The organism is Peribacillus sp. NPDC006672 (genome assembly GCF_050274955.1).
GTDB lineage: Bacteria > Bacillota > Bacilli > Bacillales > DSM-1321 > Peribacillus.
Window position 1 is genome coordinate 1 of record NZ_JBNNOR010000023.1, and the last position, 22,033, is coordinate 22,033.

The following is a 22,033-nucleotide window of genomic DNA, read 5'->3' on the forward strand; positions in this document are numbered from 1 at the left end:
CACACCAACAACTAGATGTTGATCCGTAATTCTCTCAATTAGTTGATTTTGTTTGTTTTGCATTTTAAAATTCATAGTAGGGCTTCCTCCTTAAGGTTTTGAGTTAGATTGGTCTCTATACTCGTATCTTACTGAGGGGCTCTATTTTTTTCAAACCTGATATTTAACGATCTACAGGAATGCTAACGGGTGGTTAGTTGAAGATCAGAGCTGTCATTATGGCAGCTCTTTCTTTATGGAACTATCGGGGCAGGATAGTGAAAAAGCATATGTAATATAACTATTCTAAAAGTTTGTCATTTAATGGTATAATCGGAAGAAAAAGAGAAATGAGCTGAAACTTCTTGAAAATAAAAAGCCTTTTTGTAGCACTATTTTTATGTTTATTTGTTGTAGGTGGTTGTACATCAACCAAGGTTCAAGAACCTCAAAATCCAACTAAACTCAGCCTTCCTGAAGATATTCCCAATTTTGTAACGGAAAAAGATTTTGAAAAGATTGATTGGGATAGGACGGCTACCGAATTTGACACAGGTAGTAGTGATATGGTTGGAAACAAAAATAAACTTGGCATAATAGGACCAGAATTAAAACCAAATAAAGTGGAAAAGTGGTTGTGGCATTTTTGGGGGATTGATAAAGGTGAATTAACAATCGTTGGTTACAACCAAGATACTTCAAATATAATTCCTGTTTTAAGTGATGGGGCTTGGTCTAGGGCTGGTGTCGGTGGTGGTAAAATTAATGGAGCAGATGCGAGTTTGCCTTCGAATGTCGAGCTACCAAAAGCAGGGAAATGGGCACTCTTAGTTTATATTGATGGTAAATTATTCGATACATTGGTTATGGATATAAAGGGAAAATAAACCAGAAGATAAAAGTGCAAGGCTGCCTTTAATCATTTTCTTTTTCATATGACAAACTCCCTTTATAAAATCTTTTTAAATAAATTAATTTATTACTGCCTTAGAATTAAAAAACTATGGCCGTTTCAGCAGGGCTATTATACATTCTTATCTAAAAAAAATAATGAGAAATACAGATAGATAGGTAGAGTCCCTCGGGGCAAAAACTGTAAATTTCATTTTCAACATAGCATTACACAATGTCTTTATGTCTTTTTAGAAAGTTTCGTAAATGCAATTAATATAATTAACGATGCTATTAAACAAATAAACAATTCCTTTAATCCCAGAGATCCTAAATCAAATAAAACTTGTATTCCTTTAAGTAAAGCAATACAAATCAAATAAATTGTAATAGATTGAATTATGAAAAGTCTGAACCATCTAGGGATTTTTAACCATATTTTCAATATATCTTCTGATACTTTATTCATTCTCTTTCACCTACCAAAATTGGATTTTTTGATTAAAACAAAATAACCTCCCCCCTATTTTTACCATGTAAAATTACACAATTATAACCATAAGGGGGGGTGAAAAATGTCAATATTTATAATAAAAAAACTAAATATATTTTCATAATATTTAGTTCTCTGCTATTAATTATTGCAGAGTGGTTTTTATGGTTATTGGGGTAGCGCCTTTTTTTGTGAACTGTTCAGGTGCAATTGCCTGAAAGCACCTTAAAAACTGATTGGATAGCCTGCGTTCGTGCAGAGAGTACCTAGTATACTCTTACAAAGTGGGCAACCCTCAATGGATTCCTATTCATCTGTTGGGGGAAGGTGAGAACTACCTTCGGGTGGTAGCCATTAGCATTACGGTGCTAGGGAACACGTTCAGCTTGTCGCATAGGGGTGGCTTTATGTAGAAGGACAAGCCTTTAGGTAAAGGGCGTGTACGGTGAAAACTGTTGAGTGAATAGGGTCCGAATTGATCATTCTCATGAAGTATATAAGTATCGTTGAAACTTTCTAGTTTTCTAGCAAAATCACTTAGTTGATTTTGTGCATCACCAAAGGACTGGTCTGAACTAAATTGAATGGTGCCATTCGTATTAACCCTTATGTTCGAAATGCTGAAAGGTTGGCCTAAACTAATGTAGCCAAATCCGATAGAATTGGGATCATTTACGTCAGTCATAAGCGATATATTGGATTTTGTGGCTTTACTTGGTGTTAATTTCCCTCGTTTCCCTGGACCATAAAATTGACGAGGCATGGAAATAAGGGAATTCCTCATGAACTCTAACTCCATACTGGAAAAGGCATTATTACAATCGTGACTTACATATTCTTGCGGAAGTTTTTTCTTACCGCCGATTCCAGCTGGAAATAAGTGTTCTTCTGAAAGAAAAGTAACTTCAGGTTCAGTGTTTTTTAAATAAATACAATGTTTCATACAAACTACCTCCAACTGTTAGGGGATTTTTAAGTTTGGTTCACAACCCATTAAATCCCTTTAGTGGAGATTAAACAAGTAAATTTTTAGCATACAGAATTAAGTTTCGCGTTTCTATCCGTTTATATAAACCGGATTTTCTTGTTGAACTAAAGGGGCAATGAAACTTTGATCACTACCAAAACGTAGTAATAGTTGAGGTGAGAGTATGAAAACAGAACTATTGTATTTTGATATGGCTGATGATAAGTATCTTTTTCCTGAACCAATCACATCAGATGGCTTTATATTTATCCCGAATGAAGGGGATACTTTGATTCATAATGGATGGGGTTACATAGTAAGAAGAAATGAATACAGTTATGAACCAGGGATAACAAAGATTGTTATCTTTTGCATTCGTGAAAATAAGAAACGTAAATAATTTTTCAAGACGTTTTAAACGTTTTTTATTACACAGTTTGTGTCAACTTTACAAAAATTCTTATAGAACTTCATTACCAGGAGTTGATCAGCAGCTCCTTTTCTTATGGAACTAAAGGGGCAGGTTAGTTCCTTAAGAAAATAGAAATATTCTTAATACAGAGGATCTTTTAACGAGCATAAGAACGATATAATTAAACTAACAAAATGAACAAAATTTTATATCTATTCATTAATTCAAGTGGTAAAATTTAGTTAAATGATTGGTGTGAAGGAGGGTTACTATGGAGGTAATTTTGGCAAGTGTCTTTTCAGCGATTATAATATTTATAACTGTTTATTCTATGATTAAGGTATTAATTATTGGATATAAGAGGAATGAAATATCACTTCGGAAATTTATCATTTTTGCAACTTCTTCGATTGTAATAGGTTTAATAGTAGCTTCAGTTTTACCCTTTGGTTATCAAAAAATAATGGATTACATCTACTAACCACTTTTTTAGAGAGACCTTCAAGTAGAAGGTCTTTTAACTTTTTATATAACAATAATAAAGTTTAACATAGCCTGCTTTTTAAAAGCAGAGTTTGTGAAAGATTGTACTTAAACTAAAGGGTGCTTTAGTTCATTAATAGGGGTTGCTGCGGCAGCCTTTTTCTTATGGCACTAAAGGGGCAGTATAGTTGAAGAAGAACTGAATAAATAAATAAATAAATAAAGAAAAACAGACAGGATCTGGCTGTTTTTCTATAAAAAAATCCAAATGCTTTCAATCACCCAATCAGATTTCTGGGATATTTCATTAATTCCAGTTTTTCTCTATAAATTGAACTGCAGGTTGTAAATCTGTTTTGTTAGCAATTGAAATTACAGCGGGAACTACAGATGGGTCCGTTTTGGAGAAATTAGGGATTCTTGGATTTAACCGAAAAAAACGATTTCCTAGAAGCTGAGAACTGACCATGGATTCATAGTAACCGGATCCACTGGCGACAATCTGTAGAAATGGCAGTAAGGGTTCATTGGGAGATCGGTCCAAAAGAACTCCCCAATTTGGGGGAAGGTTCTTCATATTTTCAGGGCGTATGTTATCTGCACTCACCATCCCCCACCCCTCCGTATCTCTTCTTAATTGAGTCGGCTCTTCACCTGTTCCAATGGATAATACCGCAATTTGATCCAACGGCTGTTTGGCTTTCCCCACTGCAAACGCGATACTGGCTGTACTGGGGTTAGTTGTTACTGTATACCCATCCACGTAGTTTTGATAGGCTCGTTGCGTCGCGGGAGCACCACTGCTTCGTAGTATTACATCACTCGCTTTCTCATTTAAATTGGGAGAGCCAGGAAAGTTGTGGAATAACACAGGAGTCCAACGATTTAGCTCCGGTGAGAATAAATGAAATGCAGGGACAACAATTCGTCTTTTTAAGTCTTTGAGGAGAAGATCTGGTGGAAAAAATGTTTGCACCGCTTTAACGAAACCAGAATATGGTAATTGTTGGTTAAAAACAGGTCCACCTGGTCGGGAAACGCTGAATGCCGGCAGGATTTTATCCTTAAAAAACTGGAGTGTCTTCTTGGGCGATCTTCCACTTGCTAACGCAAGGGCAGTGAATGAACCGATTGAATTTCCTGAAAAAACATTGGTTCGACTAATTAATTTTGGGTTTTGCTGAGCCAGTCTGTTCAAAAGTTGTAAACTTAAAGCACCTAAGGTACCGCCTCCATCAAAGGACATAATCCGATATTTTGTCAAAGCTGATTTCTCCTTTCTAATCTGATCATAAGTATCATTAAGTATATGTTTATTTTTTGTCTATAGTATGGGTAATGAATACCTCTTTGACCTGAAATCCTTCAGGAGCCGGATTATGTAGCTAAACATCCAAGGAAGGACTCCATCGAGTATCTAAAAAAATACTAAGGTGAGGATAGATGAGACTACGTTTGAGTAGCAGTACGGGCAAGGCAAACGGGAATTTATTATGCACGTACTTTGTTTACAACCCAAAAAAAGCTTGAAAGAAAATAAAAAAGCCATAGCGGCCTCCACCCCTTGGATAGGCATGACGAAGGAATGAGAGGGCAATTGACCCGATGAAGGCCTCCAGGGGCGGCGTGGAGATGTACATTATCTGGTGAAATATGGTGGCAGCTGGCTCCTTTATCTATGCCTTCACGAAACCAAAATGATCTGATCTCATTTAAATTACTCGGAAGTCCAATTACAAGGGTTATGAAATTTTCTGCGAATAAGTGAGCATTCGAGAGATATTCGTATCAAACTGAGGGAGTTCCATAAAGCGAAGGTGCCTTTTTTGTCGCATAAGACAAAATGTAAAGTTGATAATAAGTATTTAATTTGTATATCGAATCTTGAAGAAAGCCTCCTTAAAAACATCTAAACTTAAAATATGTTCTCACTTCTTCTTTCCATAATCACCGTATCATGCCATTGCCCATATAACTGTGCAATTTTTTTCCTGGTACCAACTGTTCGAAATCCCATTTTCTTATGTAATGTAATACTTGGTTTATTTATAGCGAAAATAGAAGATTGCAAAGTCCAAAAGCCTTCTTTTTCACTTTGTTCAATCATTTTTTCCATAAGTAATGATGCAACACCTGTCCCTCTATAAGTGGAACGAACGTAAATACTAATTTCTCCTACTCCACTATACGCTTGACGGGTCGATATAGGTGATAGCGTAACCCAACCAACTACTTGCTCCCCGGCTTCTGCAACAAATCGCAATGTTTTGTGTTGGGATGAATCCCACTTTTCTTTGGAAGGAATGGTTGTTTCAAATGTTGCACATCCAGTTTTTAATCCTTCTCCATAAATTGATAGTACTGCATCTAAATCGGCTAATTTCATTTGACGTATCATTCTAATCCCCCTTTTTAAAAAGACCGCTAGCTTCCACTAGCAGTCTTAAAATTAGCAACAACCACCTGCACCACTATTACATACCCCTGTCTCAGGTAGGCTTAACTCAACACGCTTCGCACTCTCCTCATCACCAGCTAAAAAGGCAACAATCGATCGAACTTGCTCATAGCCAGTCGCCATTAAGAATGTTGGAGCCCGACCATAGCTTTTCGCACCTACGACATAAAATCCTTGCTCTGGCTGGCGTAAAATGGCCTCACCATGCGCCTCTACTGTTCCACAGCTATGCTCATTTGGATCGATTAGAGAAGCTAGTGCTGTCACACTTTCTGTTGTTGAATCAATATTTAAACGAAGCTCTCCGTTTATCGTATGGTTTGGACGGCTGCCTGTATTGACGATTAAGCGATCAAAACCTTCTAAAACCATATTTTCTCCACGCTGTGTACCAATAATTGAAATTTTATCTGTTTCTTTTAAAGATGAAATAAAAAACGGTGTGACAATTTGAATTTTTCCTTCATCAACAAGTTGATGAATACGCGAGCCTAATGCTCCACGTGCCATAAGTTCATCATTTTGCTCTCCACCATACGCCATTTCGACACTCTCTTTGCGTAAAATCCATGTAATGTCTGTGTCAGGAGACTTTTCTTTCAACTCAGCTAGATTCAGCAATGAATTAATGGCGGAATGCCCACCACCAATAACGGCAACTTTTTTATTCGCATACAGCGAGGCGTTTACTTCTACATTTGGAATATGATAATCAATTCGTTCACTTAATGCTTTTTCAGAAGGAAGCCAGACACCGTTTCCTTGTGCAGGATTTGGATTCCCCCATGTACCTGTTGCATCTAACACTGCACGCGCTTCAAATGTCTTCAGTTCTCCTTGTACCTCTGTATAAATAACAAACGGCTGATCGTTACGACTCTTTGATTTCATCTTATCGTTTTGCTGACGTGTAAGGGCAATCACTTGATGATTTGTATAAATGAATGGTTTTATTTGTTCTAGTTCAGCTAAGGGCTTTAAATAAAAGTCGATTAATTCATTGCCTGTTGGGATTTCGTCGCCTTTTGGTTCCTGCCAATCCGTTTGTTGGAGTAACATTTTGGCTGATACGTCAATGTTATATTGCCAAGGAGAAAATAGTGTCACATGTCCCCATGAACGAATGTTTGCTCCTACTTCGTCTCCTGCTTCAAACAAGAGAAAAGGCTGTTTTCTTGCAGCCAGTTGAGAAGCAGCAGCTAACCCAATAGGGCCTGCCCCGATAATGGCTACTGGTAATGACGATTCCGGCGTACAACAACCTGTCGAAGGATCACAACATGCCTGCTGATTTAAAATTTTAAATGTTTTCATCATAAAAGCTCCCCTTAAATAAGAATTTACTTATATAGTGGTGAAATGAAATAAATAGGTAGCATTAGGCTACTTATTTATTTCATCTTCAATTTGATGTAAAGCTAGTTTATATTGTGTTCTCGTATGAGCTCCGTATTGATTTAAATCACCTTTGAAAAAATGTGTTTCAATCATCTGGCGCATTTCCTCAAATGAAGAAGTTCTTGTTGCTAAAATAAGTTTCATATACGCATAGAAATATTCTTTGCTTAACGCCCCTGAATGATGGACACGCATATTAGCAACTTGTTGGGTTAAAACCTAGTAATACTAAACCAATTTCACCATTTTCTTCTTCCGCATGAATCGTCACACCTTCTAATTGTGCTTTCACTTGTGGATCAACAGCTACTTGAATCCCTTCGATAAATGCGACCTCATCTGTAGCTTGTGCCTCATCTAATCCAACACCAAGATTCACTCCACAACAACCGGCGATTCCGTAAAATCGAAGTGTTTTTACTTCTGATTCTTCAATCACTTGTCTTAAATAGTTTTTTCCTTCAACTGAAACATCCATTATGCTTGCTCCTTTGCAAATTGTTCAATGCGTACACCAATCGCATCACGTACTTGTTGGAATACGTGCCATCTTTCTTCGTCTGTCCCTGTTGCCTTTGCAGGATCTGGGAAACCCCAATGCTCCCTCTTTACTTGTGGTGGCGTTACAGGGCAATGATCATCTGCATGCCCACAAAGCGTTACCACAAGCGTTGCACTGTTTAAAATCTCTTTGTCAATGACATCCGATGTATGCGATGTAATATCAATGTCTACCTCCTGCATAGCCTTTACTGCATTAGGATTTAAGCCATGTGCCTCAATCCCAGCACTTAAAACTTGCCACTCACTGGGTAACAACTTTTTTGCCCAACCTTCAGCCATTTGACTACGACACGAGTTACCAGTACATAAAAAATATAGTGTTTTAGTCATCATAAATCCCCTTATAACTTGATTGTTTTAAAGTATTTTTTTCGCCAACGTAAAGCCACACTTACAAGCCCAATTAAGACCGGCACTTCTACAAGTGGCCCCATCACAGCAGCAAATGCTGCCCCAGAATGAAGTCCAAACACTGCAATCGCCACTGCAATAGCTAGCTCAAAGTTATTACTAGCTGCTGTAAAAGAAAGTGCAGCCGTTACCGGATAACCTGCACCTGCCTTACGTGAAGCAAAGAATGATACAACAAACATGATGATGAAGTAAATGAATAACGGAATGGCAATACGTAGTGCATCTAAAGGTAGTTCAACGATTTTATCGCCTTTTAGTGCAAACATCATCACAATCGTAAATAATAAGGCGATAAGTGTAAACGGTGAAACCTTAGGTAAAAACTTTTCTTCGTATACTTTCTCGCCCACCGTTTTAAGCCCGATAAAACGTGTTAACATACCTGCTGCAAATGGAATTCCTAAGTAAATGAGAACACTCTTTGTAATCTCCCAAACTGATACCGAAACATTGAATGTATCCAAACCAAACCAACTAGGCATTACATTTAAAAATAGCCATGCAAATACCGGATACATTAGAATTTGAAAGATTGAGTTAAACGCCACTAAGCCAGCAACATATTCTCTGTCGCCTTTTGCAAGGTCATTCCAAACAATAACCATAGCAATACAACGAGCCAGACCAATCATAATGAGTCCAGCCATATACTCTGGGTAGTCATGCAGGAAGATAATCGCTAAGAAGAACATTAAAAACGGACCAAGTAGCCAGTTTTGGAAAAGTGATAAGGCTAATACTTTTACGTCTTTAAACACACGCCACATTTCTTCATATTTCACTTTCGCTAATGGCGGATACATCATAATGATGAGTCCGATAGCAATCGGGATACTCGTCGTACCCACACTTGCCACATCTAGTAATTCTTTAAAATCCGGAATGAGTAAACTAATAGCAATACCGACTGCCATCGCTACAAAGATCCATAAAGTTAAATAACGATCTAAAAAGGAAAGTTGTTTTGTTAGAGACTGTTCGCTCATGAAACAACCTCACATTCAGACCCGCACTGACATGTCACTTGTTTCTCTAATTGAGCGAGTATCGTCTGCATAACAGGTGTTTGGTCCTCTGCTAATCGATAATGTTTCCATGTTCCCACTTTACGTGCGGTAATAATACCGGCTTCTTCTAGCTTTTTTAGCTGCTGACTGACAGCAGGCTGTGATAAGCCAAGTACATCGACTAAATCACATACACATACTTCTCCACTTTTCAAACAAGAAAGGAGTGTTAATCGATTCCCATCTGCTACTGCTTTTAATTGCTTCTCCAGTAAAAGAAGATCCATTTCATCACCTCTTAATATTGTTGTATAAGAATATACTTATATTATGGCTTTTTATTTCAAATTGCAACTTATAAATAAAAGAAGATACAAATAATGTATCTTCAAATGGCTTATTTAAAGTTTATGAACTCCCTCAGTTTAATAGATAATGCTCACGAATAAGCCAACTTTCGTTAATAATAATGTGAATGTAAATTTACGCTGCTAGTTGTTCAAGAGGGAAGACCATTTCCGGTTTATAGGCAGAGCCATTACGAGCAATCCCTACTAGGACACGGGCGAGTTTTCCACATAGTTTCATGATGGATTTCATTTTCTTCATCTTCTTCACTTTAACGTTGTTTGAGTGTAGGGCTTTAAACTCAGGGTTATTCATCACCAGACTCATGGTCGCAAGGAAAAGGTAACGCCGCAGGCGTGATCTTCCACGTTTGGAAAGAACAATTTGGCCTTTCCACTTCCCAGAGCTTGCTTCAGCTAGATGTAATCCTGCATGACGAAGGAGCGCATTCCCGTGAGCGAACCCACTCAGATCTCCAGCTTCTCCTAAGATGCCCGCTAGTGAAATCTCGCTGATTCCTTTAATGGCAAGTAATTGTTTAACGAATGGAATCTGTTCCAAGACGTTTGTGACTTCTTGCGTCACTCTTTCGAGTTGGGATGAAGCGAGATCATATTCCTCTAATAACTGTCCCAAGTGAAGTTTATACGCATCAAGGGCTTGTTTCGTACCAATTGAACGCTTGGCCAACGCAAGCAGGGAATGGGCTTTTTTATGCCCCGAATGTCGCTTCATACATGATTTCCACCCGGTTACGATATCTTGAGGCTGTAAGGAACATAATTCAGCTGGGGTAGGAAAGAGGCGTAGAGTTGCGATTGCCCCTTTACATGATACGTCTTTAAACACTTCCCGGAGCTCGGGAAAGACAACATCCACCCAGCGATTAATTTGGTTGATGGAGCTAACAAGACGCTTAACGATCACATCTCGGTTAGCCATAAGGACACGAAGTTCTTCAAATGATTCTGAAGTGGAACGAACGAAGGCATAGTAGCCATTCTTCACCATATCAGCTATGACAAGGGCATCTTTTTTATCACTTTTAGATTGCGTATTATCACGATTTTCTTTGTTTCTTTTGACATGGTGAGGATTGACCGTGACGACATCCATGTTTTGTTTGACTAGCCACTTCGAAAGGTTTATCCAATAATGACCGGTAGGTTCCATTCCGACTATCGTGGTGTCTAAGTTTTTCATGTGTTTTAGTTCCTTGATCCAGTTTAGTAAGCTAGTAAAACCCTCTTCATTATTTTCAAAAGACAAAGGTTTCCCGACCACAATGCCCCGATAGTTTACAGCACGGGCCACGTGTACGTGTTGGGCGATATCCACACCAACAACTAGATGTTGATCCGAAATTCTTTCAATTAGTTGATTTTGTTTGTTTTGCATTTTAAAATTCATAGTAGGGCTTCCTCCTTAAGACTTTGAGTTAGATTGGACTCTATACTCATATCTTACTGAGGGGCTCTATTTTTTTCAAACCTGATATTTAACGATCTACAGGAATGCTAACGGGTGCGTTAGTTGAGATCCAGAGCTGCCATTTTGGTGGCTTTTTTCCTTAATGAACTAAAGGGGTAGGTTAGTGGAATAAGGAATATGGTTAAATGAAATTTACGAAGGAAGATATGACTTCAAATAAAAAGATTCCAAATTACCCCATAAATGGTGATACACTTTAAAAAAAGGAGGGCAATTCAGATTGGAATTCAAATTTGGGAACGGTGTTATTGTGCTACCCCCTTTACACATTACGATTATCGCAATAATTATTATTTTCCTTTTAGTAAGGTGGAGCAAGCAATTAGAAACAAGACGATTTACGATTTTCTTTTACTTTCTGATAAGCACTTACATTGCTCCAATTTTTTCTCGCAGTACAAAAGAAGGTGTCTTTCAGTTATGGATTCCGTTGGGTTTTATATTAGTTTTCTTTTACTTGTTTCGCAGTAAAAGAAACCACCCATCTAAAATGAAAGCGTGTATTTTAGGACTTTGCGTAGCATTTTATCAGTTAATTCTTCAATATGTTAGGTAGTTTTTGGTATTCCACTAACAGATGCTTAGCTGAAGATCAGAGCTGTCTTTAAGGCAGCTCTTTCTCTATGCAACTATCGGGGCAGGTTTGTTGAAGAAGGATTTTCTATTTACATATCGTATTTACTTAGTAAGTATAAAAGGAGTGTGTAAAATATGAATCAATACCTGATAGGAATCTATAAAGGTGAGTTATCGAATCCTCAGCTAAATGAATTAATGGAATATACCTTCAAAATATCAAAAAACTCAATAACTACGATATCAATTTCTTCCCCAGAAAATCTGACGTTATTGGTAGGTGAAGAAGAGTCTCAATTATCAACTGGACTTACTGACCAATATTACTTACTAACTAATGAATTACAAAAACTGAATCAATATCAGGATAAGTATTATTTCGTTTATGATTATAGGAATAGAAAGATAGTAAAAAAACCTACGGTAAGATGTTTTCCTTTAATAAAAATAACAATTAGTGGTACTCAGTTACAAAATCTAATTCAAACAGTTAAAGACATAAAACAAGATGTATTTGCAGGTTTCAAAATAAACTTAGAAGAATCAGGTTTACTTATTGTTGAAGTTCTTCTTTCCTCTCCAATGTTAGAAATGATTAATAAGGGGGAAAGAATACCTGAATCCTCACAATGCGATAAACATTATTTATATTTAAGCGAATTAACAGAGTTACTTTCTGATCCTACGTTATGTAACTCTGTTCAAACTAAGGCTATAGCAGATTAGAGTCATTTAAAAAACAAAGTTTGTGAAGAAATGTACTTAAACTAACGGGTGCGTTAGTGGGGTTGCTGCGGCTGCCTTTTTCTTTATGCAACTATCGGGGCAATTAGTTGAAGAAAAAAGAAGGGGGAATACTGAAGTATTTAACTAAGTATGGGTTCCTTTTGTTTACAATAGTTCTAAACTTATTTGGATAATCAAAATCAATACAGAGTTTAACTAGTCTATTGTCACTATAATTTTTAAAGTATATTAGTTGGTAAATAAAAACGGCTTGTGATTATCGTAGTAATCAACAAGCCGCTTTTTATCTAAATTTTCATTAGAAATTATCAGTTTTTTACAATACTTGATGTAAGTTTGTTAAATCAATTTATTTTCTATGAGTAAATCATAGATTATTGTTTCCTTCGTTTTATGAATACCTAATTTACCTATTTGTTTTAAGATAAATGGAGCATCTACATCTGTTAATTTTTTACCATCTAGTAAGCGAGCGGTTGAACCTAATAAAGTCCGAATATCATAAGCAGATGCAAATACTTCTGGCACACCCCGATCAATATTTAATAATTGATAAACAGCTTCCATCGCCGTCCTTACTGAATATTCAGTTGTGAATACAGTGTCTCTTTCTGTTTCACTAAAATTCCCAATGAAGGCTAAGTTAACAGATCCTTTTGGGACTACTAAAGGACGATCTCCCAATGCTCTAGGCATGAAGTAAGATGTTATATACGGCATGTAACATGGAATTGTATTACAAGAATTCTGTGCTAAATCTGGTATTTCATCTACTGGTACGCCCATATGGTACAACCACTCTTGTGCAATCTCGATTCCAGTACATTCCGTGATACTTTTTTTAATGAAATTACCTGGTTTATTTGATAGTAAACCATAAATCCAAACGACTAATTGGTCTTTTGGTTGATTTTTAAAATGAGGTTGTCGGTTCAACGTATAGCTTAGCATCCAATTAGAATCTTTAGCAGATACAATACCGCCAGTAACTACCTTCCTAGCATATGGATCCCTTTTACTAATCTTTTCAATATAAGGAGCAACCCGGTCATCCAATGTAGTTAGTGTTGCTGAAACAAACCAACTTTCTTTAGGAAGGTTATCACAGAATTTTTCTGGTCTACCAAACTCAGAATCTTGGGAAGCGATATTTTTCCAAAGAGACCAACTTCCTCCTAAATCAGAGCTTTTAGGGGCTGGCGTATTATTGTCACCATAAGTTGTACTCTCCGTGATACTACCATTTGTAACAAATACCAATTCATTTTCCGTTAGCTCTATATTTTTTTTCTCACCATTCTGTTTTAACACCAAAGTATGAGCTACCTTTTTGTCACCAACTCTATCAACCAAAACATTCTCTACAACTGTATTATATTGAAAATCAACATTATGCTTTTCTAAATAGTTAATCATAGGAAGTACCAAAGATTCATATTGGTTATACTTTGTAAATTTCAAAGCAGATAAATCAGGTAATCCACCAATATGATGAATAAAACGTACAATGTAACGACGCATTTCCATTGCAGAATGCCATTTTTCAAAAGCAAACATCGTGGACCAATATAGCCAAAAATTCGATTCAAAGAATTCTTCGGAGAAAACATCCGTAATTTTTTTATCCTCTAATTTCTCTTCAGGAGTAAAAAATAATTTAATCATTTCTTCAGATGCTGTATCAGATAATGTAAATTTCCCATCATCCTCAAGTCTTTGTCCTCTTTTTTCAATCAATCTACATTTAGAATAATTAGGATCTTCTTTATTTAACCAATAAAACTCATCTAAAACAGAAGCATTTTCTATTTCTAAAGATGGGATTGAACGAAATAAATCCCATAAGCATTCAAAATGATCTTCCATTTCTCGACCACCACGAATAATAAAACCCCTTGTCGGATTTTGAATACCATCAAGACTACCTCCTGAGATATCTAACTCTTCGAGAATATGAATATTCTCTCCTTTCATTTGGCCATCACGAATTAAAAAACATGCGGCTGAAAGTGAGGCTATCCCCGAACCAACAAGATACGCTGATTTCTCATCAACACCCTCGGGTTTTTTTGGACGTGCGAAAGCTTCATAATTACCATTACTGTAATACATAATATCATCGCCTCCATAAGTTATTATTCCAATATAGCGTACCATAAACTCACATAATCATGGTGAATCGTGAGCCGAATTAACAAAATCTTCAATTTTAAAGGTAAACTATAGGTATACATACCCGTTCTTATTTGACATAACACTTCATGACATTTTTCATTAATTATTTATCGATATCTTTTTCTTAAAAGGAGTCAGGCAATGCCTTATCCTGTAATGTGTACGATCACGAGTTGTGGCGGAAGAAGCGTGAAGATTGTTTCTAAAACAGAAAAAGTAACAATTAGCGAAGAAAATATTGAGATAACAAATACTAACGATGTAGTTCTTAAAGACACATACTGCCATAAAAGTAAAGTCGCTTTATTACTTCAACTAACGGGTTCGTTAGTTCGATAAATTGGGTTGCTTCGGCAGCCTTTTTCTTATGGCACTTAAGGGGCAGGATATTTCCATAAGAGTTATAATTTAAAAGGAAAATTTTCACTTGCTTTCGATACTTAATAGGAGGGTTTTTCCTTTGAAGATAACAAATATTTCTTTGGTTACATTAGCTGTAATCATTACAGTTTTAAATCACTTTGTTTCTCCAATTTTCTTCGATGAAGGACCTGATAGTTCAGGGACTGGCTTATCAATACTTTTATTAGCTATTGCACTATTAAATCATCTTAGGGAAAAATAATAATTTTGAAATAAAACTCTAAACTCTATTATTAAGCTGTTTTCTTGTTGAACTATCGGGTGCATGGAGAACAGAGCTGTCTTTAAGACAGCTCTTTCTTATGCAACTATCGGGGCAGGATAGTTTAAGAACTTAGGAATTTGAAAATTTAAATCGGTTAAATCGTAATAAAGATAAATGTCAAAGCCGAAGTGAATAATCAGGGGTGAAATCATTGAGAAATGATGAAGGTAAACGTAAAAAAAGCAAAATGGATACTGATGATGGATGGAATAGAACGTTTTATGGTAGCCCCACAATCGGAGGGATTATTATAGTTGGAGCAATTGTTCTATACTTTATATTCAAATAGATTTATTCAGCTAACGGGTGCGTTAGCTGAAGATCAGAGCTGTCTTTAAGGTAGCTCTTTCTTTATGCAATTATCGGGGCAGGATAGTTGAGGAGTGCTCTTTGACCTTTATTCAACAATTGGGCAATATTCTCGAATAAGAGGTTAAATTTGATGGTTGACTTCATAGTTTATTGTCTGTTATGTTTACGGAAACACAAGAAAGCTAGGTGAAGAAGTTCGGCATAGCAGAAGTTTAATTTTCACGAACTTTGTTATGACTGGAAAAGAGTAAAAAAATCAATTTGAAGCAAACTTAAATAAGCATTTTTGTATGTTTATTTAGTGTGCCTATTGATTTTTTACTCTACGGACTTATTCTCTTTTTTAACCGCAGAGTAAACCTCTGCGGTTTTTTGTGTTTTAAAATTTTTAGGAGGATGTTTCATGAAAGATTTATTAAACCAGTTGTACGTACCTTCACGATTTGAAAAAGCAGATAAGGCTTTTTGGCAAGATCCTTATATTGCCAAACGATTACTAGAAGCTCATTTAAGTCCTGATACGGAAGGAGCTAGTAGAAGTTTTGCGTTTATTGACAAATCTATTGATTTTATTCAACAAGTTGCTCCAAGAAAATCTTATCAAAAAGTATTAGACTTAGGTTGTGGTCCAGGTCTTTATAGCGAGCGTCTTGCAAAAAAAGGTTATATGGTAACAGGGATAGATTTCTCTGAAAACTCAATTCATTATGCCAAAGAACAAGCAAAAGAACTAGGACTTGATATTGAATATCGCTATGAGAATTATATGGCATTAGATGATTCAAATATCTATGACTTAGCCCTATTGATTTATTGTGATTATGGTGCCCTTGCATCAGAAGATCGCAGTAAATTAATTTATAACATTTGGAATAGCTTAAAAAATGGTGGACAGTTGCTATTAGATGTTTTCTCGCAAAACAAATTTGATGAGTTCAAAGAAGAACAATATTGGAACCTTAGCGAAAATGGTGGTTTCTGGTCGAAAGATCCTTATATAGCAATCGGTAGAAACCTTAAATACCATGATAGGGTAACATTAGAGCAAACAACGGTGGTTACCGATGATAAAACAGAAACTTACTACATTTGGTACCAATTCTTCACAAAAGAATTATTTATCAAAGAGGTTACTGCTGTAGGGTTTACTGTAAAAGAAATTTACAATGATGTTTCTGGTGAAACTTATAATGAAGGTAGTCAAACAATCGCCTTATTGTTAGAAAAACGAGAATAAATTGAACTAAAAGGAAGAAACGGGCGCTATTCTTTAATAAGAATCGCTTTTCTTAAAGAACTAACGGGGCAGGATAGTGCAATAAGAGGGGATATTTAGAAGGACATCGAATTAGGTAATTTAAAGGGAGTTATTCAAGTAACATAGCAAGTTCAGTTATTATTTAATAATTTATATAGCTTTGTTGGGTAGTCTTCTGCAGAAGGCTATCTTTTTTTATGAAAAAATTTGATAATTATTGTTTACTTATCGAATACTCAATCGTTAATAGTGTAGGAGGGTGGTCATGGATGAACAATTAAGCTTGTACCTAAATAAAAAATTGAAGGCTGTGTATTTCTTTTTGCTAAAAATGGGAGCGATCAAAGAGGATGCGGAAGACATTGTTCAAGAGACGGCTTTTCAATTTGTGCAATATCTAGATACTCTTCAGGAAGAGTATGTTGATGCGTGGCTTTACAGAGTAGCAATTAATAAATATTACGATAGCTTAAGAAAAGTTTTTAGAGTTACCTATTCACGAAATACACGCTTTGAATAAGTCAAATGGAGATAAATTAGAAGTTCTTCTAAATGAAACAAAGGAAAATGATTGGAAATTCAGAAGGGAATTAACGATTTCCCATCCACTTAAGTCAGTTTGGAGTTATTCTGATACAGGCATTCCTTATCTAAATCCAGAAATTGTACTTTTATATAAAGTAAAAAACACAAGAGAAAAAGACCATCAAGACTTTATGGAGATAATAGGTAAACTAGATAATCAGAGGAAAAAATGGCTTCAGTATGCTATACAATTGCACGAACCAGAACACAAATGGCTTCAATTCTTAACATAATGTCATAAAGAACAAACGGGGCAGTTTAGTTCCATAAGGATAAGTGGATATTTTTTATTTAACTTAATGTTACAGCTACTCAGTAGAGTAGCTTTTTTATTGTTAAAATAAAAAATGAAACCAATACATAACTCAGTCGTCTTAGCATTAAGTGAGAAATGAGGTGGTATAAGCTTAATGGGTAAGGAAAATGTAAATCCAGAAAATAAAAACGCGTGGTTTGAAATAATAATGGATGAATATGGTGACAGATTAACAAAGCTTTCCTATAACTATACAAAGGATTGGAATCTTGCAGAAGATATAGTTCAGGATGTATTCATTACTTGTTACAAAGAATATGAAAACATTGATAAAATTGTATCTTTAAAAGCTTGGATATTTAGAATCACAATAAACAAGTGTAAAGATTTATTAAAGAGTTCAATTTTTAAAAGAGTTGTTACGAACTCTGACCTGCTTACACTTACGAAATCTTCAGAATTATCACCGGAAATGTCCATAATGAAGAGTAGTGAAGAGGAATTTTTATCTACTTGTGTTTTAGTACTACCAATTAAATATCGTGAGGTTATAACACTATATTATTATGAGGAATTATCGATTGAAGAAATAAGTGAAATCTTGAAGAAAAATAGAAATACAATAAAAACTAGACTGAATAGGGCAAGGATGAAATTAAAAGCATTGATGGAAAGGTGGAAGTAAAATGGAGAAAGAACTTAGTAACTTACGGAAAGCAATGAATTCTTCCACTCACAAAGGTATACACTTTACAGATATACAGAAAAAAAAGATTAGAGCCTCACTTGACCAGCAAGAAATAAATGTGATTAGAAAACCAAATTTATCTATTTATTTAATCACCACTCTGGCAGCATCCTTATTTGTTTTATTGTTTTATACAGGTTTATTAGCCAATTTATCTTCTAATAGCGGTGTAAATCAAGGAGCCAAGCAGACTCTTGAAAGCGAATGGAAGGTTCGAGATGCATACACAAGGAATAGTAAGATACTGTTCAGTGTTTCCCCAGATCCTTACCTTTCTGCCGGTAAACCTTATGGCTATTTGTTTAGTTTTAAGGAACCTTTTGATACCTATAAGGGAAAAGAAATAGAAATATACGCAATCAATAGAGAGACAGGTGGGCGTATAAATGTATTACCTTCAAAAAAAATTACCGAACCTTCCCCTGGATATTCAAGTTTAGGCAGGTTTACAACAATGTTAGTAGTACCAGAAGATGGAATTTGGAAATTTGAAGTCTTCTTTGATAAGAAGTTATATGGTGATGTAGTATTGCCAGTTGGAGACCAAAACAAATTAATATTACCTCAACTATTCCTACCTTTTAACTGAACCGAAAAGCCTAGGATTTACGTAATAATATCTTAGGGAATGAGAATAAATCAGATGTTATTGGTGCTGATATGCCAAGCATAAACATCACCCAAAAGTGGATGTGGCATCTTTGGGTGATTGAAAATCCGAAAGAGACCAATCTAACGGTCGTTGGTTTTCACAAAGAAACGGGGACTGTCAAACAAATCCTAATAACAGGTTGGACGATAGGTCTTGGAGGATAGAATAATGGAGCAGATGCACAAACACCTTGTAAACATCCAACGGCAGGAGAATGGGCGATATTACTTTATGCTGATGGGAAATTATTCGAAGTATTAGTCTATAACATAAATGATTAATTAAATAAGCAAGGGGGACGTTAACAATAATGTTAACGTTCTTCTTTAGGAAATTTCTTATAGTTTGTGAAGAAAGCGTTAGTTGATTAAGGAACACAAAAATGATCAATCTTTTTTATAAATGAATAATCCAATTAAATAGTAGAAGGGCATGTTTTGTACAGGCTGAGGACCATCTTGGCGGTGGACAAGGTACCGGGTACCCGCTTCTTCTTCAACATTGGGGCTGCCTTTAAACAGACCGTGATTTTACAGTGTCGGTTTTAACGAGAACCTCGTACATTGCAGGGTCTTAGTAAATGTAATGTGGTATGGCCTTGCTGCAAAATTAGATGAATGAAAAATTATTATGGGTAGGTACCTATAGAGATGAGGACAAAGCAATTCTTAAGGTAAAATAGATATCAATGAAGATATACCTCTCGATGGAAAGCCCGATTGTATGTGGATAATTTTAGTTCAATAATTACTTTTCCTCCTACATTGTAATTGAGGGCTTATGCTCATGATTGAAATATAATTTTAAAGACTCAGATATCAAATTGAAATTATGTTTGAGATAATATATACTGAAAATTGGGAATTATAAGTATATTTACCGCTTTTGGGAAAGTATCCTAACCATACTTGATAAAAAAATTGCGAAATAAAGTGGTTCAAGAATAAGACATCCTAATCGCAACCCTTGTACCGGAACGGAAAGGATACGTAATTACGAGTTTATGGGAATATGAATCCTTGTAATAGAACGGAAGTAAAGAATTCACCTCATTAATCGAAATATTCTTTTAACTCATTAAATCCAGTTTATTTCTTTCGATATTAGTCAAAGGGTAAAGTTGTTCGTTTCTTGTTTTCTAAGTACGATATCAAAGGGGGAAAATGATGAATATATGGACAAGCTGCACACTAAGTTCAATTCTGGCACTCTCATTACTTGTACCTTCCGTGTCTTTTGCTAAAGAAAATGAAAATCAGGAAGTTCCTGTGAGTAAGGAAACTGCCAGCCAGTATCCTGTGTTAACGAAAGCAAAAAAACCAGAAGAAGCGGGCTTTTTATCTAAAAAGCTGGAAAAGGTGGATCGGCTGATTGAAATGGAAGTGGCTGCCGGTTTCCCTGGTGCTGCCCTGATTGTCATAAAGGACGGTAAGATCGTTAAAAATGAAAGCTATGGGTACAAACAGAAATTTAATGGATATACGCCTCTTAAACAGTTCCGGAAAATGGAAAAGGACACTTTATTTGACCTTGCTTCAAACACGAAAATGTATGCAACTAATTTTGCTATTCAGAAATTAGTAAGTGAAGGCAAGTTGAATATCCATGCAAGAGTTCAGCAATACATTCCTGAATTCAAAGACATGGAAGCGGATGTGATCAAAGGAAAGGATACCCTGAGGATTATTGATGTTCTTCATCATACAGCGGGTTTTAAACCAGATCCGCAATACCATAATCCAAAGGTTTCGAAAGACCTTTTTTCACAGGAACGGGATAAGACCATTGAGTTCATATCCAAAACACCGCTGACATATGTACCTGGAACACAGAATGTTTACAGTGATGTCGACTATATGCTGCTCGGCGCCATTGTTGAAAAAATCACGGGTCAGCAGCTTGACACCTATGTTGAAAATGAATTGTACAAGCCGCTTAATTTGAAAAATACAAAGTTCAACCCCCTTCAAAAAGGCTTTAAGCCAAAGGATGTTGCGGCAACTGAATTGCTTGGGAACACGCGGGATGGCGTGATTGATTTTCCTAACGTTCGCACATACACACTTCAAGGTGAAGTTCATGATGAAAAAGCCTTTTATTCGATGGGCGGCGTTTCGGGTCATGCAGGTCTGTTCTCGACCACAAGCGATCTCGCTGTCCTCCTGCAAGTGATGCTGAATGGCGGGGGCTACGGTAAACATACGTTGTTTGATCAAGAAACAATCGATGAATTCGTTGCACCTTCCGAAATGAATCCTACTTATGGACTTGGGTGGAGACGAAATGGCGATGCTAGCATGGAGTGGATGTTCAGCCCTTATGCTAGTGACAGTGCTTACGGACATACTGGATGGACTGGGACGGTCACGATCATAGATCCTGAAATAGATTTAGGGATTGTTCTACTTACAAATAAAAAGCATTCACCGCTCGTTAACCCTGTAGCCAATTCCAATCAGTTTTTCGGTGACCTCTTCAAAACAGGAAGCTATGGAAGTGTTGTAACTGCGATTTATGATGCATTGGAAACGAAGTAATAAGAGGAAATATGTTTCGTAAGGAAGTCAATTTGGCAGTCTGGATATCGGGGCCATCAATTTGACTATGTATGTGGGACACTGTCTTAAATAAGCTGTTAATAATGTTTTTCCAACACCCAATCCACTTTTCTTCGAAGTTACATACATAGCGAAAATATTTGCCCTATGTTGTAGTTTTTTGTGCTGTTCTTGAACTAAGGTAACCACCCCAATGAGTTCCTCGTAGTCATCAAATGCCCCAAAGGTAAAATTTCCTTTGGTTTTTAAATTATTAGCAACCTGCTCTATTGGATTCTCCTTATTCATAGCTTCCTCATAGCTTGTTGCAAATGCTTCTGGATAGTGTTTTAATCCTTCTATCCTTAATGCCCAATAACTTTCAGCATCAGAAAGCTATAAATAAAGCGAAAGAGATAGATGATGTCGAGAAAATAAATTTGACAGTAGTAACAAGTAATCAAAAAGCCAAAAATCTTTACACAAACTTAGGTTTCAAGGTTTTTGGATTTGAGGAAAAAGCTTTAAAAGTAAATGGTGTCTATTATGACGAAGAACATATGGTTTTATGTTTAGACAAATAAAAGTGTCATC

At 36.1% G+C, this 22,033-nt stretch carries 26 protein-coding genes; 14 read left to right on the top strand and 12 right to left on the bottom strand.

The features are described from left to right. Positions 1-344 precede the first annotated feature (344 nt). Entirely contained in the window at positions 345-866 is a 522-nt protein-coding gene (locus ACQKKK_RS23570) for a DUF4871 domain-containing protein (protein WP_427619550.1), read from the top strand. A gap of 831 nt (positions 867-1,697) precedes the next feature. Here the strand turns inward: ACQKKK_RS23570 and ACQKKK_RS23575 are convergent. Next, positions 1,698-2,306: a hypothetical protein gene (locus ACQKKK_RS23575; RefSeq protein ID WP_427619552.1), complete on the bottom strand. Its 609-nt coding sequence runs from the start codon at positions 2,304-2,306 to the stop codon at positions 1,698-1,700. 208 nt (positions 2,307-2,514) lie between these two features. On the opposite strand from ACQKKK_RS23575, the gene ACQKKK_RS23580 reads away from it, so the two are divergent. Together ACQKKK_RS23580 and ACQKKK_RS23585 are read left to right on the top strand one after the other, a co-directional pair. Further along, positions 2,515-2,730, top strand: a complete 216-nt coding sequence (locus ACQKKK_RS23580) for a hypothetical protein (RefSeq protein ID WP_427619554.1) — start codon at positions 2,515-2,517, stop codon at positions 2,728-2,730. 283 nt (positions 2,731-3,013) lie between these two features. Continuing rightward, the gene (locus ACQKKK_RS23585; protein WP_427619555.1) at positions 3,014-3,223 is read left to right on the top strand and encodes a hypothetical protein; all 210 of its coding nucleotides are present in this window, start codon (positions 3,014-3,016) and stop codon (positions 3,221-3,223) included. Between the two features lie 309 nt (positions 3,224-3,532). Here the strand turns inward: ACQKKK_RS23585 and ACQKKK_RS23590 are convergent, their stop codons facing one another. From ACQKKK_RS23590 to ACQKKK_RS23630, 9 genes are all read right to left on the bottom strand, one after another. After that, positions 3,533-4,489: a patatin-like phospholipase family protein gene (locus tag ACQKKK_RS23590; RefSeq protein WP_427619557.1), complete on the bottom strand. Its 957-nt coding sequence runs from the start codon at positions 4,487-4,489 to the stop codon at positions 3,533-3,535. 651 nt (positions 4,490-5,140) lie between these two features. Beyond that, the gene (locus tag ACQKKK_RS23595; protein ID WP_427619559.1) at positions 5,141-5,623 is read right to left on the bottom strand and encodes an N-acetyltransferase family protein; all 483 of its coding nucleotides are present in this window, start codon (positions 5,621-5,623) and stop codon (positions 5,141-5,143) included. Positions 5,624-5,674: 51 nt separating this feature from the next. Further along, a complete protein-coding gene (locus tag ACQKKK_RS23600) occupies positions 5,675-7,000 on the bottom strand; it encodes an NAD(P)-binding domain-containing protein (protein WP_427619561.1) in 1,326 nt (441 codons plus the stop codon). 66 nt (positions 7,001-7,066) lie between these two features. Continuing rightward, entirely contained in the window at positions 7,067-7,276 is a 210-nt protein-coding gene (locus tag ACQKKK_RS23605; RefSeq protein WP_056528883.1) for a hypothetical protein, read from the bottom strand. 1 nt (position 7,277) lies between these two features. Beyond that, the gene (locus ACQKKK_RS23610) at positions 7,278-7,559 is read right to left on the bottom strand and encodes a Fe-S cluster assembly protein HesB (protein WP_427619563.1); all 282 of its coding nucleotides are present in this window, start codon (positions 7,557-7,559) and stop codon (positions 7,278-7,280) included. Further along, positions 7,559-7,975 carry an arsenate reductase (thioredoxin) gene (gene arsC / locus ACQKKK_RS23615; RefSeq protein WP_427619625.1) on the bottom strand — a complete coding sequence of 139 codons (417 nt, stop codon included), beginning with the start codon at positions 7,973-7,975 and terminating at the stop codon, positions 7,559-7,561. Before arsC ends, ACQKKK_RS23610 begins: the two co-directional genes overlap by 1 nt. 11 nt (positions 7,976-7,986) lie before the next feature. Continuing rightward, positions 7,987-9,045 carry an ACR3 family arsenite efflux transporter gene (gene arsB / locus ACQKKK_RS23620; RefSeq protein ID WP_427619565.1) on the bottom strand — a complete coding sequence of 353 codons (1,059 nt, stop codon included), beginning with the start codon at positions 9,043-9,045 and terminating at the stop codon, positions 7,987-7,989. Further along, the gene (locus ACQKKK_RS23625; RefSeq protein WP_427619567.1) at positions 9,042-9,353 is read right to left on the bottom strand and encodes an ArsR/SmtB family transcription factor; all 312 of its coding nucleotides are present in this window, start codon (positions 9,351-9,353) and stop codon (positions 9,042-9,044) included. Before ACQKKK_RS23625 ends, arsB begins: the two co-directional genes overlap by 4 nt. Positions 9,354-9,549: 196 nt before the next feature. After that, a complete protein-coding gene (locus tag ACQKKK_RS23630) occupies positions 9,550-10,824 on the bottom strand; it encodes an IS110 family transposase (protein ID WP_427619569.1) in 1,275 nt (424 codons plus the stop codon). A 792-nt stretch (positions 10,825-11,616) separates the two neighbouring features. On the opposite strand from ACQKKK_RS23630, the gene ACQKKK_RS23635 reads away from it, so the two are divergent. Further along, complete coding sequence (locus tag ACQKKK_RS23635; RefSeq protein WP_427619571.1) at positions 11,617-12,207, top strand: hypothetical protein; 591 nt, start codon at positions 11,617-11,619, stop codon at positions 12,205-12,207. Between the two features lie 360 nt (positions 12,208-12,567). Here ACQKKK_RS23635 and ACQKKK_RS23640 read toward each other — a convergent pair whose 3' ends face one another. Continuing rightward, positions 12,568-14,340 carry an oleate hydratase gene (locus ACQKKK_RS23640; RefSeq protein ID WP_427619573.1) on the bottom strand — a complete coding sequence of 591 codons (1,773 nt, stop codon included), beginning with the start codon at positions 14,338-14,340 and terminating at the stop codon, positions 12,568-12,570. Between the two features lie 523 nt (positions 14,341-14,863). Here ACQKKK_RS23640 and ACQKKK_RS23645 point away from each other — a divergent pair. From ACQKKK_RS23645 to pbp4b, 9 genes are all read left to right on the top strand, one after another. Next, entirely contained in the window at positions 14,864-15,028 is a 165-nt protein-coding gene (locus ACQKKK_RS23645) for a hypothetical protein (RefSeq protein WP_427619575.1), read from the top strand. Between the two features lie 214 nt (positions 15,029-15,242). Next, positions 15,243-15,380, top strand: coding sequence for a hypothetical protein (locus ACQKKK_RS23650; protein ID WP_427619577.1), 138 nt, complete (start codon positions 15,243-15,245; stop codon positions 15,378-15,380). Positions 15,381-15,806: 426 nt separating this feature from the next. Then, entirely contained in the window at positions 15,807-16,640 is an 834-nt protein-coding gene (locus ACQKKK_RS23655) for a class I SAM-dependent methyltransferase (protein ID WP_427619579.1), read from the top strand. 286 nt (positions 16,641-16,926) lie between these two features. Further along, entirely contained in the window at positions 16,927-17,181 is a 255-nt protein-coding gene (locus ACQKKK_RS23660) for an RNA polymerase sigma factor (RefSeq protein WP_427619581.1), read from the top strand. Continuing rightward, on the top strand, positions 17,174-17,479 hold the full coding sequence (locus ACQKKK_RS23665) for a hypothetical protein (protein ID WP_427619583.1): 306 nt from the start codon (positions 17,174-17,176) through the stop codon (positions 17,477-17,479). Before ACQKKK_RS23660 ends, ACQKKK_RS23665 begins: the two co-directional genes overlap by 8 nt. 177 nt (positions 17,480-17,656) lie before the next feature. After that, positions 17,657-18,187 carry a sigma-70 family RNA polymerase sigma factor gene (locus ACQKKK_RS23670; protein ID WP_427619585.1) on the top strand — a complete coding sequence of 177 codons (531 nt, stop codon included), beginning with the start codon at positions 17,657-17,659 and terminating at the stop codon, positions 18,185-18,187. Position 18,188: 1 nt separating this feature from the next. Next, on the top strand, positions 18,189-18,839 hold the full coding sequence (locus tag ACQKKK_RS23675; protein ID WP_427619587.1) for a hypothetical protein: 651 nt from the start codon (positions 18,189-18,191) through the stop codon (positions 18,837-18,839). Between the two features lie 71 nt (positions 18,840-18,910). Further along, positions 18,911-19,066, top strand: a complete 156-nt coding sequence (locus ACQKKK_RS23680; RefSeq protein WP_427619589.1) for a hypothetical protein — start codon at positions 18,911-18,913, stop codon at positions 19,064-19,066. 1,002 nt (positions 19,067-20,068) lie between these two features. Then, the gene (gene pbp4b / locus ACQKKK_RS23685; protein WP_427619626.1) at positions 20,069-21,439 is read left to right on the top strand and encodes a penicillin binding protein PBP4B; all 1,371 of its coding nucleotides are present in this window, start codon (positions 20,069-20,071) and stop codon (positions 21,437-21,439) included. Between the two features lie 27 nt (positions 21,440-21,466). Here pbp4b and ACQKKK_RS23690 read toward each other — a convergent pair whose 3' ends face one another. Further along, the gene (locus ACQKKK_RS23690; RefSeq protein WP_427619591.1) at positions 21,467-21,748 is read right to left on the bottom strand and encodes a GNAT family N-acetyltransferase; all 282 of its coding nucleotides are present in this window, start codon (positions 21,746-21,748) and stop codon (positions 21,467-21,469) included. Between the two features lie 23 nt (positions 21,749-21,771). On the opposite strand from ACQKKK_RS23690, the gene ACQKKK_RS23695 reads away from it, so the two are divergent. After that, positions 21,772-22,023 carry a GNAT family N-acetyltransferase gene (locus ACQKKK_RS23695; RefSeq protein ID WP_427619592.1) on the top strand — a complete coding sequence of 84 codons (252 nt, stop codon included), beginning with the start codon at positions 21,772-21,774 and terminating at the stop codon, positions 22,021-22,023. The last annotated feature ends 10 nt before the right edge of the window (positions 22,024-22,033 follow it).